Below are 12,654 nucleotides of genomic sequence, written 5' to 3' on the forward strand. Positions count from 1 at the left end.
CAAACTTCCAGGACTAGACCATGGCACGCGAACTCGGCGTCGGCATCATCGGATGCGGCAATATCTCGACCACGTATTTTTCTCTCGCCCCCCTTTTCAAGGGACTTAAGGTGCTGGCCTGCACCGATCTCAACATGAATGCCGCGGAACTGCGCGCGGAAGAATTCGGCGTCAAGGCGCAGCCGATCGACGAGCTTCTCGCCAATGACGAGCTCGACATCATCGTCAACCTGACGATCCCGGACGCGCATTTTGCCGTTTCCAAGCAGATCCTCGAAGCCGGCAAGCACGTCTATTCGGAGAAGCCGCTGGTGCTGTCGCTCGAGCAGGGCGAGGAACTGCGTCGCATCGCCCGCGAAAAGGGTCTGTCGGTCGGCTGCGCGCCCGACACCTTCCTCGGCGGTTCGCACCAGCTGGCGCGCGCTTACATCGACAAGGGCGGCATCGGTCGTGTCACCTCGGGCACCTGCCATGTGCTGAGCCCGGGCATGGAGATGTGGCATCCCAACCCCGACTTCTTCTTCCTGCCCGGCGGCGGTCCGGTGCTCGATCTCGGCCCCTATTACATCGCCAACCTGATCAACCTGATCGGCCCGGTGAAGCGTGTGGCCGCGCTGACCTCGATGGCCTCGGAGACCCGCACCATTACCAGCCAGCCGCGCAATGGCGAGGTGATCCCGGTCAAGACGCCGACCAATATCCATGCGCTCTTGGAGTTCCAGAACGGTGCGACGATCACGCTCTCGGCCAGCTGGGATGTCTGGTCGCATCGCCACGCCAATATGGAACTCTACGGTACCGAAGGCTCGCTCTATGTGCCCGACCCGAACTATTTCGGTGGCGTGGTCGAGGCCAGCGGCCGGAACAAGGACATCCAGCCGCTCGAAGCCTGGGAGCATCCCTTCGGGATCAACAATCAGGACACGCCGCATGGACCGCGCGCAAACTATCGCACGGCTGGTCTGGCCGACATGGCTGTGTCCATTCTCGAAGGCCGCGACGCCCGTTGCTCGCTCGATCGCGTGCTGCACGGCGTCGATGTGATGGTATCGATCCTGAAGTCCGGCGAGACCGGAGAGTTCGTGACCCTGTCGACAACCTGCACCCAACCGGCAGCACTCGGCATCGACGAGGCCCGCGCACTCTTGAAGTGAGCGACCAAGTGGCTAAGGTCCGGGCGACCTAGAGCGGGACGATTTTAGGTCGAATCGACCAAAAATCGTCCCGCTCTAGAAACAAATAAGTAGAGCATGATGTCGACCGAAAACCGCATACACTTTTCGGCATCAGGCTCTAGCCGCCCGGATCTCATATCGCAGGAGCAGACCCATGACGTGGCAACCGTCCGACGACCGCTACACCAAAATGAAATACAACCGTGTCGGGCGCAGCGGCCTGAAGCTGCCGGCAATTTCGCTCGGCCTATGGCACAATTTCGGCAACGACACGCCGCATCAGCTGAAGCAGTCGCTGTGCCGTGCGGCCTTCGATCACGGGATCACCCATTTCGATCTCGCCAATAATTACGGCCCGCCCGGTGGCACGGCAGAAACCGCTTTCGGCCAGATCCTGCGCGAGGATTTCGCCGGCTACCGCGATCAGCTGATCATCTCGTCCAAGGCCGGATACGAGATGTGGCCGGGCCCTTACGGCGAATGGGGCAGCCGAAAGTATCTGATCGCGTCCTGCGACCAGAGCCTCAAGCGGATGGGGCTCGACTATGTCGACATCTTCTATTCGCACCGTTTCGATCCCGATACGCCGCTTGAGGAAACCTGCGGCGCGCTTGACCATATCGTGCGGTCGGGCAGGGCGCTTTACGTCGGCATTTCCTCCTATAATTCCAAGCGCACCCGCGAGGCTGCGGCGATCCTGAAAAGCCTGGGCACGCCGGTGCTGATCCACCAGCCGAGCTATTCCATCATCAACCGCTGGATCGAAGAGGATGGTCTCATCGATACGCTCGAAGAACTCGGCATCGGCTCGATCGTCTTCTCGCCGCTGGCGCAGGGCATGCTGACCGCAAAGTATCTGAAGGGCATTCCAGAGGGCAGCCGCGCCACCAAGGGCAAGTCGCTGCGGCAGGAGTTCCTGTCGGACGAGAATATCGAGAACATCAAAGGCCTGAACGCCATCGCCGAGCGGCGCGGCCAGACGCTGGCACAAATGGCGCTCGCCTGGGTGCTCCGCGGTGGGCGCATCACCTCGGCACTGATCGGCGCCTCGCGGCCGGAGCAGATCACCGATTGCGTGAAGGCGCTGGAAAAGCCTGACTTTTCGGCCGAGGAACTGTCCGAGATCGAGCGTTTCGCCGGCGACGGCAACATCAATCTCTGGGCGGCATCGGCCGAACGCAAGGGGCCGGCCAGGAAGTAGGCAAGACGTTTCCTTCGTCATGCTCGGGCTTGACCCGAGCATCCACCGAGGTCGAACGCGGTGCCAAGGTCAGTGGATCCTCGGGTCAAGCCCGAGGATGACGTTGGTGGGTGAGGCCGGCGCTGGCGCAAATCTAAAACAATAAATGCATTTCAGGGGAGGAGACCCGACATGATTAAGAACCCCATCCTGCCGGGCTTCAATCCGGACCCGTCGATCTGCCGCGTGGGCGAGGATTACTACATCGCCACGTCCACGTTCGAATGGTATCCGGGGGTGCAGATCCATCATTCCCGGGACCTCGTGAACTGGACGCTGATCCGCCGGCCCCTGGAGCGCAAGGCGCAGCTCGACATGCGCGGCAATCCCGACAGCTGCGGGATCTGGGCGCCGTGCCTGTCTTATGCTGACGGAAAGTTCTGGCTCGCCTATACCGACGTCAAGCGGCTCGACGGCAATTTCAAGGATGCGCATAACTACATCGTCACGGCAGAGCGCATCGAGGACGAATGGTCCGATCCTATCTACGTCAACTCCTCCGGCTTCGATCCCTCGCTGTTCCATGATGATGACGGCCGCAAGTGGTTCGTCAACATGCAGTGGAACCATCGCTCGGAAAGCTATGGTGGTTCACCGAAACATCCGGCCTTCGACGGTATCCTGCTGCAGGAATGGGATCCGGGCGAGGAAAAGCTCGTGGGGCCGATCAAGAATATCTTTGCCGGCAGCCCGCTTGGGCTGGTCGAGGGGCCACATCTGTTCAAGCGGAACGGCTGGTACTACCTGACCACGGCCGAGGGCGGCACCGGCTACGGCCATGCCGTCACCATGGCGCGGTCGCGGCAGATCGACGGCCCCTATGAGATGCATCCACAGACCCATTTGATCACGTCCAAGGATGACCCGTCGGCACCGCTGCAGCGTGCGGGCCACGGGCAGTATGTCGAAACGCCTGATGGAGAGGTCTATCACACCCATCTCTGCGGCCGGCCCCTGCCGCCGAAGAATCGCTGCACGCTGGGCCGCGAAACCGGCCTGCAGAAATGCGTGTGGAAGGATGACGACTGGCTCTATCTCGCCAGCGGAGGCGTTGTGCCGCAGGTGGATGTCGAGGCCCCCGCGGGAGCCCCTGAACCTCATGTGGCTTCCCCACTGGTGCGCCGCTTCGACGGCAGCACTTTGCCTGACGAATTCCAGTGGCTGAGGACGCCAGAGCCGGAGCGTATCTTCAGCCTTGCAGCGCGTCCCGGCCATCTGCGCCTCTTCGGACGGGAAAGCCTCGGGTCCTGGTTCGAGCAGTCGCTCGTCGCCCGGCGGCAGGAGCATCACCGTTTCCGCGCCGAGACCACGGTTGATTTCACGCCCGATACCTATCAGCAGGCAGCGGGCCTGACCCACTACTACAACCGCCACAAGCTGTATGCGCTCGCCGTTACCCAGCATGAAAAGCTTGGCCGTGTCGTGACGATCCTGAGTTGCCCAGGCGACTGGCCGGATGCGCGCATCATCTTCCCGGCCGGCCACGGCGTCAGCATTCCCGATGGCCCGGTGGATCTGTCGATGGATGTGACCGATAACGACCTGCAATTCTCGTGGAAGCCTGCTGGATCCAACGAATGGCAGCCGATCGGCCCCGTGCTGGACGCCGGCGTCATCTCCGACGAAGGCGGGCGAGGGGAGCACGGCTCGTTCACCGGCGCCTTCACCGGCATGTTCGCGTTCGATACCAGCGGCCGCGGCCGGCCGGCGGATTTTGAAGGGTTCGGGTATTTTCCGAGGTGAGTTGGGAAACTAGGTAGGCGGCTGGAAGATGAAGGTCACTGACACGGACTGGGTCGCGCCGGTGATTTCTTTTCTTTCAGCCAATATGCCTCGCACAACGGTTGGCTGGGATCACGACTTTATGACAGCCTACCAGATTGGATGCGAGGCTCTCGTCGCACTGGGCGAGGCGACCGAGACTATTGAAGGTGCTATTCGCCGTAAGGTTCCGGAGCGCCCTCAAAAACTCCCGCGGTGGGACGACATCTGCATCGCAATTCTCAGTTTGGCCAATCAGCAAAACAAATTATCTTATTGTGTGATGGAAGGATCCAAAGCGCCTCAAGATCGGCATGTTCGGGCTATTGACGCGCCGCCTCCGTCTCCGCCCAATATTCTGCCTGCCCACGGGCTTGGGCCGGCGCGGGCAGGCGAGGAGGTGTTGTCTGTCTTGACAGCCCTTGGGCTGATTGGCGCCGACGGCCATTGGACCGAGCAGGCGGAACTTGTCCTTTGGCGGGATCAACCGCTTGAGTGGAGCATGGATGTCACCTCCGATCACCGTTTTCTTAGAGCGGTGCAGAACGCCTTTGGCGGCATTCCAACCGACTTGCGCAAAAAGATTGATCGGCTGGTTAGTATCACAAAGGAAGATGTCGAAGCGGACATTCGACGTCATGATGCTGGTATCGAAGCAGAAAGGGCGAAGTATGGCCCAGGAGTGCAAATAGCGGCGCCAATGACAACAGAGCGTGCTGAGGAAAGTCTACGCTTCCGGCGCCGCGACCAACTCGATTGGATATTCTTCCGCCGTTGGCGACTGCGCGAGGGATGGCTGACGACTGGACAGGCAGCGCATGCATTGGAGATATTTCACGACCCGCTAGCCACGCAGATGCGGCGAGCCGTTCTCAGTCGACTACACCCGAAGCTCCCATACTTTGCGGAGTAGTACCCTCAAACACCTTCGACAATCCTGATATCGCGGACGGCCCCCTCACCCAGCAGCGCCATGGCCTCCTGATATTCAGGGCTGTCATGGGCGGCGCGGGCCTGGTCGACGCTGTCGAACTCGATCAGCACGGTCCGTTGCTCAAGGCCTGCCTCGTAGGTCAGGGCCGGAAGGCCGCGGGCGAGGATACGTCCGCCCGCTGCCGTTATTGCGGGACCGCTCAGCTTGGCATAGGCGGCGAGCGCGTCCGGATTTGATATCGAACGATAGGTGGCAACCCAGTAGACCTTGGCCATTGCAGTTCCTTTTGTTTCAATTCGCCCGCTAATTTCGGGTGCTACCCCAGCCGCTCCGCATGCCACCTCAAGTGATCGTCCATGAATGTCGATACAAAATAATAGGAGTGGTCATACCGCTCCTGCATCCGGAGCGTCAGTCCGATATCGGTGCCCTTGACGGCTTCCTCGAACAGCCAGGGGCGCAGGCCTTCGTCGAGGAACTGGTCGGCCTTGCCCTGGTCGATGAGGAATTCCGGGAATCGGGCGCCGTCTTTCACCAGTGCGCAGGCATCGTATTGACGCCAGACGGCTTGGTCGCTCCCTAAGTATTTTTCGAAGGCCTGGGAGGTCCATTCGGCGGTCGAGGGTTCGACGATGGGTGCGAAGGCGGAGCAGCTCTTGAAGCGATCGGGGTTTTTAAGCGCGATGGTCATGGCGCCGTGGCCGCCCATGGAATGGCCAAAAATGCCCTGTCTCTCCATATCGACCTTGAAGTGTTGGGAGATCAGATCCGGCAATTCCCGAGTGATGTAGCTATACATCTGGTAGTGTTCGGCCCAGGGCATCTCGGTGGCATCGAGATACATGCCGGCGCCCTTGCCCATCTTCCAGTTGGTCAATTCGTCCGGCACGTCATTGCCGCGCGGGCTTGTGTCGGGGCAGACGATGATGAGGCCGAGTTCGGAGGCCATGCGGCGATACTCGCCCTTTTCCATGACATTGGCATGGGTGCAGGTGAGGCCGGAGAGATACCAGAGCACCGGCCGCTTTTCCTTGATTGCTGCCGGCGGCACGTAGACGGCAAAGGTCATGTCCGTCTTGCAGGTTTCCGAGGCGTGGGAAAATACGCCCTGCATGCCGCCAAACGCGGTGTTCTGGGATAGGATGTTCATCTGCACTCCTTGCATGGGATATCAGCCGGCCAGCGTCACGGCCGCATTGACGACCGCCGCGACCAGCACGGTGTTGAAAAAGAAGGAACCGACGGCATGCAACAAATTCAGCTGCCGCATCGGTGTCGAGGTGATCTGGACATCAGAGGTCTGAGCCGTCATGCCGATCACGAAGGCAAAATAGAGAAAGTCCATGCCACAGGCCTGGCGGCCGCCGGGAAATTCCAGCCCGCCATGGGGCGCGCGCACCGTGCGCATGGTCACATCAGGCCGCCAGTAGAGGTGGGCATAGTGGATCGCGGCCATGGTGTGGATGGTCATCCAGCCTGATATCACCGAGGCAAACAGCAGGATCAGTTCGACTGTCTTCGTTTCTCCGCCGCCGTTCAGCGCCGAGAACAGGGACACGAAGCACACGACGACCGCAAGGGCCGCAACCGCGATGATCACGGCTGCCGGCTCGTCCGCCGTTTCGGCATTCTGCCGCAGGTAGACGGTGGTCAGTTGCGGGATGCGACATGCCATCAGGATGAGATAAATGCAGAAGAATGCGACCGCGGCTGCCTCGAATACCAGGTCTGCGCGCCAGAACGCCGTTCCGGCCGCCGTGGCCAGCGAGACCAGGATGGCGGCGAGGAACGGTCCGTGGCGATGGCCGATCAGACTGTTGAAGCTTTCTTTCATCCGTGATCGGCCGCCAGTTGAAGCATTCAGGAATCGTGTGACTATTTCTTCACACGCCTGCAGAGCCTGTCAAAGGTTTCCAGAAAGGCGGAGCGATCCCGGGGAGAAAAGGCGGCATTGTAGCCCTTGCTTTCGCCGGTTTCCCTGAGATGAGCGCCGAGGTCCCGCATGGCAGTGGCCATGCCGATATTGGCGGTGTCGAAGATTCGGCCGGTTGGGCCGGTCACCAGCGCGCCCGCCGCAACACAGCGACCCGCCAGCGGCACGTCGGCGGTCACCACCACATCGCCTTCGCGGGCCCGTTCCGCGATCCAGTTATCAGCCGCGTCGAAACCATTCGACACGATGACCATCTTCACCATGGGATCGCGGGAGGGCCGCAGGCCCGAATTGGCAACGAAGGTCACCTCCATGGCGTGGCGTTCGGCCACCTTCAGGATTTCGGCCTTCACCGGGCAGGCATCGGCATCGACATAGATCACGCGTTCAGACCTCATAAGCGCTACTTTGCCTCTCGGCATGGACCGCTCTATAGGCAGAACAAGGACCGGCGTCGATGCCATGATCGGTGTCGATCACGCGTTCACTGACGCGTCCAGACCTCGCCGGTCACCTGCTTCGAGCCATTATAGGTCCACACGCCCGCCCAGGTGCCGTCAGCCTGCTCGAAGAACATGGCGATGCCGAAGGTGTCGCCCAGCTTGTAGCCCACTGAGATGCCCGTGTCCTCCGGTGTCGCTGGTCCCATGGTGATATGGTCTTCCAGGAGACGGGCACCAATGCCGGTTCCGACCGATTCACTGCCGCCGATGTTCCAAACCACGGCATAGGTGTCGCCCGTCCGCGTCACGGTTACAGTGCCGGTATAGTCCTTGCCGGAATCCGGGTTCTTGCCGACGAGGGAATAGGCACCCACCGGATCGGCATCCGCCGTAAAGGGCACTGCCACAAGCATGCATGCCGCCAGAACAACTGTCTTGAACATTTGGATCCTCCCTTGAAGACGCGCGTCGTTTCAAAGCAGGGTAGCAGACTTGCGCGGCTTTTAGCCGGGGTCCGGGACCGCCCGAAGCGGCTTATTTTCGGGGGGATTCCCGCAGCATGTCCACATGCGGAATGCCATCTTCAAGATACTCCTCCGAGACCGGGACGAACCCGAGGGCGCGGTAGAAGCGTTCGAGATGGCTCTGAGCGGAGAGCGCGATCGGCCTGCCGGGATACAGCCGTTCTGCTTCCCGGATCGCCTCCTGCATGACCCTGTCGCCCAGCCGTTTGCCGCGATGGGTGGGGGAGACGACGACGCGGCCGATCTTGACGGGTTTTTCAGGCCCCTCGGGTTTGAGGATGCGGGCGGCGGCCAGTAGCGCGCCGTCCGCCAAGAGCCGCAGATGCAGCGCATCCACGTCCTTGCCATCGAGTTCGGGATAGGGGCAGGCCTGTTCGACGACGAAGACGTCGACGCGCAGCTTCATCAGCGCGTAGAGGTCGCGTGAGGGCAGGTCGTCCAAAGCCCGCACATCGATCTGATAGGCGATGCTCGTCATCAGTAGACGACGACGCCGCGGATCGACTCACCCTTGTGCATCAGCTCGAAGCCCTTGTTGATGTCGTCGAGCGGCATGGTGTGGGTGATCATCGGATCGATCTGGATCTTGCCCTGCATGTACCAGTCGACGATCTTCGGAACATCGGTGCGTCCACGCGCGCCGCCAAAGGCGGTGCCCATCCAGTTGCGGCCGGTGACCAGCTGGAAGGGACGCGTCGAGATTTCCTGGCCGGCACCTGCAACACCGATGATGACGGACTTACCCCAGCCGCGATGGGAGGATTCCAGCGCCTGGCGCATGACCTTGGTATTGCCGGTGCAGTCGAAGGTATAGTCCGCGCCGCCGATCAGGTCGCCGTTGCGCTTGGTCATGTTGACGAGATACGGCACGATGTCATCGCCGACTTCCTTCGGGTTGACGAAGTGGGTCATGCCGAATTTCTCTCCCCAGGCCTTACGATCCGGATTGATGTCGACGCCGATGATCATGTCGGCGCCAGCCAGCCGCAGGCCCTGCAGCACGTTCAAGCCGATGCCGCCCAGGCCGAAGACGATCGCGGTGGAGCCGATCTCCACCTTGGCGGTGTTGATGACGGCGCCGATGCCGGTCGTCACGCCGCAGCCGATATAGCATATCTTGTCGAAGGGCGCGTCGGGATTGACCTTGGCGACGGCGATTTCCGGCAGCACCGTATAGTTCGCGAAAGTCGAGCAGCCCATGTAATGGTGGATCTTGTCCTTGCCGATCGAGAATCGGCTCGTGCTATCGGGCATCAGGCCCAGGCCCTGGGTCGAGCGGATCGCGGTGCAGAGATTGGTCTTGCGCGACAGGCAGGAATAGCATTCCCGGCATTCCGGCGTGTAGAGCGGAATGACATGGTCGCCCTTTTTCACAGAGGTCACGCCCGGGCCGACATCCACGACGATACCGGCGCCTTCGTGTCCGAGAATGGCCGGAAACAGGCCTTCGGGATCGGCGCCGGACAGGGTGAAGTCATCGGTATGGCAGATGCCGGTGGCCTTGACTTCGATCAGGACTTCACCGGCCCGTGGGCCATCCAGCTGAACGGTCATCACTTCGAGCGGCTTGCCAGCCTGAACGGCGACGGCGGCGCGTACATCCATGGTGTCTTCTCCCTGATTCTTTCAAGAAATATGGTTTCGGCCGAACCTTTGCACAGTGAGCAAGTCCGGCTCAACCCACAAACGACGCCGGCATTCGCAAACCGGCGTGACCGATCATGGCTCGATCAGGGGCACATGGCGGGCTGCCTCTTTCGGCATCAGGCCCGCCAGCCGGGGATCGTCCACCACTTCCACGAGGGTGGCATAGGGCGTGAAGCCCGAGCGGCAATAGAAGGGCAGTGCTGCCTGCGAGTCATGGGTGCAGGTGTGAACCCAGAACCGCCGGATCGGTCGGCTCCAGGCGATGTCGATCGCCCGGTCCATCATGAACCGACCGGCGCCCTTGCCGATGGCGTCCGCGACCAGCCCGAAAAAGCTCAGTTCGCATTCACCTTCATCGCGGAAGCTGAGTTCCAGCAGGCCGATGGCCCGCTCGCCATCCATAAGGCGGTAGATCTCGACCTTGGGATCTGCCAGGATCGCCGACAGCTTTTCGTCCGCCATCACCAGCCGCGACATCCACATCCAGTCCTGGCCCACGGCGCGGAAGAGTGACCGGTAGTCGGCAAGCGAAGGCGACGTCCATCGCTCAAGGCTTAAGGATGGATCGACAGGCGGCAAAGGCTTGGCGGCCGGCCGGGCCAGCATTTCCAGGCGGGTTTCGACATTGGCAATCTTGCCGGGAGGTACCGGGGAATAGCCTGACTTGAGCGGGGGATTAAGCGTGTCCATGACCGATCTTGAAACGTCCGGCGGTTCCGTTGTCAAGCGCGGCCGGCTGTATGCTCAACCGAATAGCCGGTCGCAGGCGTAGATCACGGCATAGCCATGGATCGAGATCGCCGCGAAAAGTCCGAAGCCGACCAGCAGACGTTCCGCCGGGGTGAGATCAGCCAGTTCATCGCGCGGTCTTGGACCCGCCGATCCTATCAGGCTCATCAGCGTGAAAACGGCCAATGCCGCCATCAGGCCCATGGGCGGCACGCCGATTCGCCAGCCGATCCAGAGAATGACGCCGGTCAACAGCATGCTGGCGGCCATCTGCGAGCCTCGCCCGCGAAACACCTGCCGAAGCACCTGGCCGCCGTCGAATCGGTGCATCGGCAACAGGTTCAGCAGGTTGAAGGCGCCGAGAATCAGCAGGAAGGCCATCAAGGGGCCTGAAATGTCGCCAAAGAGCCGCAAGGCCCGTGCCGACTGGTCGGCCGCGGTCAGCGCCGGAACCAGGAAGGCCGACATGCCGCTTCCCATCAGGGCGCAGGTCGCCACCTCGAACCTGTTGGCATAGGGGCGGCTGCCAATCGCGATCCCGCCCAACAGCGGAATGAACATCAGCCGCACATGGGTATGGCCGAAAGCCCTGTAGGCGGCCATGTGGCCGAATTCATGCAGCAGGATCACGATGGTGAGCAAGGCCGAGATCATCAACCCGCGCTCGCTCAGGCCGAAGAACGGCCACAGCATCAGCGTGGAGAGAATGGCCAGCAGGGTCTGGATCGCCGGATAGGTGAGGGGATGGCGCCTTAAGCTCGGTTGGCCGGCGATGTATCGCGCGAGGCTCGACATCTCGGCCCGCAGGCACATATAGCGATAGATCAACAGGGCGGCACCCCGATAGCGATCCGTCTGGCTGACCGTGACCAAGGCGCCGCCATCCACCGGCCGCACCGCCCGGCATTCGCGAAAATCCTTCCAGTGGCCGATGTCGAGGGCGCTGTCGTCGGTGACCGATGTCTCGATCGAGCGTTCAAGCCTGTCTTCGGCTTCGAACACTTCGGTGCGAAAACCCCGGACCGTCGGGCGTCCATGTCGATCCGGGTGTTTGTAGCTCAGTTCAAGCCTCGACGGATCGCCGCCGGACCATCGGCTTGCCAGCACGTCGCTATTCCATTGTTCGAACCGGGCACCGGGGCCGAGCAGGCTCCATGCCCTCGGGGCATCGGTCGCGATTCGCTTTTGGATCTTGATGGTGCGGTTGCCGAGCGGGGCCGCCATCAGCAGCCAGATCAGGCCAAGATTGACCGCTGACAGCACAAGTGCCGTCATGAGCGTCGTCATCTCATCCTCCCTGCCTCGTGATCCGCCAGGATCTACTCTAGACCTGAGGCCTTAGCCTATCCTTTCGGGAAAGGCTAAAATTCCAGCGATTGCATTACGTTGCTGAAATGCGGGCGCGCTTCTGTTCGCGCCAGAGGATGAACAGGCCCGAGAGAACGATGATCGCAATCCCGATCCATTTGGAAAATGTCGGGAAGTCGCCGAACAGGGCATAGCCGAGGACGGTCGCGGCGATGATCTCGAAATACTGGAACGGCGCCAGCACCGAAAGTGGCGCCATGCGAAACGCCCGGACGACCAGCAGGTGGATATAGCCCGAGATCGAGCCGAGTAGCACCAGCAGGACGAGCCCGAGCCACGAGGTCGGCAGGGATATGGCGAAATCGGCATCGCCGATACCGGCACCTGCCAGGAGAGCCACGCCCATGAACAGCGTGCCGCCGAAGCCGGCCATGGTCTGCATGGTCATCGGGCTGTCGGCATCACCGATGGCGCGGTTGAGGAACATATAGAGCGCAAACAGAAAAGCGCAGGCGATCGGCAGGAGTGAGGTGAGCCCGAAGACCTCCCAACTTGGCTGAATGACGATCATGGCGCCGCCAAAGCCGATGATGATCGCCAGCCATCGCCGCCATCCCACCCGATCCCCGAGAAAGGCGGCCGACATGGCCGTCAGGATGAAGGGTTCGACAAAATAGATGGCGAAGACATCGGCGAGCGGCATGTATTTGACGGCGATGAAAAACATCAGGCTCGCCGCGCCATGCAGAGCGCCCCTCAGCAGGTTGAGTCCGGGACGTCGTGCCTTGATCGCCGAAAGGCCATTCAGTGCCAGGAGAATCGGCAGCGTGCAGGCCAGTTGGAAGAAGAATCGGTAGAAGGTGATCTGACCGGGCGACATGCCCTCATAGACGGCCATGTACTTGGCGATGGCGTCCATCAGCGGCAAGACCAGCATGCAGCCCGCCATCAGCGCCATGC

At 61.4% G+C, this 12,654-nt stretch carries 14 protein-coding genes; 4 read left to right on the top strand and 10 right to left on the bottom strand.

Annotated features, from left to right (window positions below; all coding sequences use genetic code 11):
* Window positions 1-20 precede the first annotated feature (20 nt).
* From B9A97_RS11645 to B9A97_RS11660, 4 genes are all read left to right on the top strand, one after another.
* On the top strand, window positions 21-1,154 hold the full coding sequence (locus B9A97_RS11645; RefSeq protein WP_084365487.1) for a Gfo/Idh/MocA family protein: 1,134 nt from the start codon (window positions 21-23) through the stop codon (window positions 1,152-1,154).
* Between the two features lie 175 nt (window positions 1,155-1,329).
* Entirely contained in the window at window positions 1,330-2,376 is a 1,047-nt protein-coding gene (gene mgrA, locus B9A97_RS11650; protein WP_084365488.1) for an L-glyceraldehyde 3-phosphate reductase, read from the top strand.
* 171 nt (window positions 2,377-2,547) lie between these two features.
* Window positions 2,548-4,158, top strand: coding sequence for a glycoside hydrolase family 43 protein (locus B9A97_RS11655; protein WP_084365489.1), 1,611 nt, complete (start codon window positions 2,548-2,550; stop codon window positions 4,156-4,158).
* Between the two features lie 28 nt (window positions 4,159-4,186).
* The gene (locus B9A97_RS11660) at window positions 4,187-5,089 is read left to right on the top strand and encodes a VHS/ENTH/ANTH domain-containing protein (RefSeq protein WP_084365490.1); all 903 of its coding nucleotides are present in this window, start codon (window positions 4,187-4,189) and stop codon (window positions 5,087-5,089) included.
* Window positions 5,090-5,094: 5 nt separating this feature from the next.
* Here B9A97_RS11660 and B9A97_RS11665 read toward each other — a convergent pair whose 3' ends face one another.
* The 10 genes from B9A97_RS11665 to B9A97_RS11710 all read right to left on the bottom strand — a co-directional run bounded on the left by B9A97_RS11665 (window position 5,095) and on the right by B9A97_RS11710 (window position 12,652).
* Complete coding sequence (locus tag B9A97_RS11665; RefSeq protein ID WP_084365491.1) at window positions 5,095-5,385, bottom strand: DUF1330 domain-containing protein; 291 nt, start codon at window positions 5,383-5,385, stop codon at window positions 5,095-5,097.
* Window positions 5,386-5,426: 41 nt separating this feature from the next.
* Window positions 5,427-6,260 carry an S-formylglutathione hydrolase gene (gene fghA / locus B9A97_RS11670; protein WP_084365492.1) on the bottom strand — a complete coding sequence of 278 codons (834 nt, stop codon included), beginning with the start codon at window positions 6,258-6,260 and terminating at the stop codon, window positions 5,427-5,429.
* Between the two features lie 21 nt (window positions 6,261-6,281).
* Window positions 6,282-6,944: a DUF1345 domain-containing protein gene (locus tag B9A97_RS11675; RefSeq protein WP_084365493.1), complete on the bottom strand. Its 663-nt coding sequence runs from the start codon at window positions 6,942-6,944 to the stop codon at window positions 6,282-6,284.
* Between the two features lie 41 nt (window positions 6,945-6,985).
* Entirely contained in the window at window positions 6,986-7,426 is a 441-nt protein-coding gene (locus tag B9A97_RS11680; RefSeq protein WP_179145274.1) for a YaiI/YqxD family protein, read from the bottom strand.
* Between the two features lie 101 nt (window positions 7,427-7,527).
* On the bottom strand, window positions 7,528-7,929 hold the full coding sequence (locus B9A97_RS11685; protein WP_084365495.1) for a hypothetical protein: 402 nt from the start codon (window positions 7,927-7,929) through the stop codon (window positions 7,528-7,530).
* Between the two features lie 91 nt (window positions 7,930-8,020).
* On the bottom strand, window positions 8,021-8,488 hold the full coding sequence (locus B9A97_RS11690; protein WP_084365496.1) for a GNAT family N-acetyltransferase: 468 nt from the start codon (window positions 8,486-8,488) through the stop codon (window positions 8,021-8,023).
* Window positions 8,488-9,615 carry an S-(hydroxymethyl)glutathione dehydrogenase/class III alcohol dehydrogenase gene (locus B9A97_RS11695; RefSeq protein WP_084365497.1) on the bottom strand — a complete coding sequence of 376 codons (1,128 nt, stop codon included), beginning with the start codon at window positions 9,613-9,615 and terminating at the stop codon, window positions 8,488-8,490. Before B9A97_RS11695 ends, B9A97_RS11690 begins: the two co-directional genes overlap by 1 nt.
* Before the next feature lie 114 nt (window positions 9,616-9,729).
* The gene (locus B9A97_RS11700) at window positions 9,730-10,347 is read right to left on the bottom strand and encodes a GNAT family N-acetyltransferase (protein ID WP_084365498.1); all 618 of its coding nucleotides are present in this window, start codon (window positions 10,345-10,347) and stop codon (window positions 9,730-9,732) included.
* A 54-nt stretch (window positions 10,348-10,401) separates the two neighbouring features.
* Window positions 10,402-11,673 carry a zinc metalloprotease gene (locus B9A97_RS11705; protein ID WP_084365499.1) on the bottom strand — a complete coding sequence of 424 codons (1,272 nt, stop codon included), beginning with the start codon at window positions 11,671-11,673 and terminating at the stop codon, window positions 10,402-10,404.
* A gap of 94 nt (window positions 11,674-11,767) precedes the next feature.
* Complete coding sequence (locus tag B9A97_RS11710; RefSeq protein ID WP_143530424.1) at window positions 11,768-12,652, bottom strand: DMT family transporter; 885 nt, start codon at window positions 12,650-12,652, stop codon at window positions 11,768-11,770.
* Between the last annotated feature and the right edge of the window lie 2 nt (window positions 12,653-12,654).

It is taken from the genome of Rhizobium sp. RU36D, from assembly GCF_900176345.1.
In the GTDB taxonomy this organism is placed as follows: domain Bacteria; phylum Pseudomonadota; class Alphaproteobacteria; order Rhizobiales; family Rhizobiaceae; genus Allorhizobium.

Coding starts and splice junctions, on each gene's coding strand:
- B9A97_RS11710 (WP_143530424.1), bottom strand. CDS start 12,652: ATGGCGCTGATGGCGGGCTGCATGCTGGTCTTGCCGCTGATGGACGCC.
- B9A97_RS11705 (WP_084365499.1), bottom strand. CDS start 11,673: ATGACGACGCTCATGACGGCACTTGTGCTGTCAGCGGTCAATCTTGGC.
- B9A97_RS11645 (WP_084365487.1), top strand. CDS start 21: ATGGCACGCGAACTCGGCGTCGGCATCATCGGATGCGGCAATATCTCG.
- B9A97_RS11695 (WP_084365497.1), bottom strand. CDS start 9,615: ATGGATGTACGCGCCGCCGTCGCCGTTCAGGCTGGCAAGCCGCTCGAA.
- B9A97_RS11685 (WP_084365495.1), bottom strand. CDS start 7,929: ATGTTCAAGACAGTTGTTCTGGCGGCATGCATGCTTGTGGCAGTGCCC.
- B9A97_RS11660 (WP_084365490.1), top strand. CDS start 4,187: ATGAAGGTCACTGACACGGACTGGGTCGCGCCGGTGATTTCTTTTCTT.
- fghA (WP_084365492.1), bottom strand. CDS start 6,260: ATGAACATCCTATCCCAGAACACCGCGTTTGGCGGCATGCAGGGCGTA.
- mgrA (WP_084365488.1), top strand. CDS start 1,330: ATGACGTGGCAACCGTCCGACGACCGCTACACCAAAATGAAATACAAC.
- B9A97_RS11655 (WP_084365489.1), top strand. CDS start 2,548: ATGATTAAGAACCCCATCCTGCCGGGCTTCAATCCGGACCCGTCGATC.
- B9A97_RS11690 (WP_084365496.1), bottom strand. CDS start 8,488: ATGACGAGCATCGCCTATCAGATCGATGTGCGGGCTTTGGACGACCTG.
- B9A97_RS11700 (WP_084365498.1), bottom strand. CDS start 10,347: ATGGACACGCTTAATCCCCCGCTCAAGTCAGGCTATTCCCCGGTACCT.
- B9A97_RS11675 (WP_084365493.1), bottom strand. CDS start 6,944: ATGAAAGAAAGCTTCAACAGTCTGATCGGCCATCGCCACGGACCGTTC.
- B9A97_RS11665 (WP_084365491.1), bottom strand. CDS start 5,385: ATGGCCAAGGTCTACTGGGTTGCCACCTATCGTTCGATATCAAATCCG.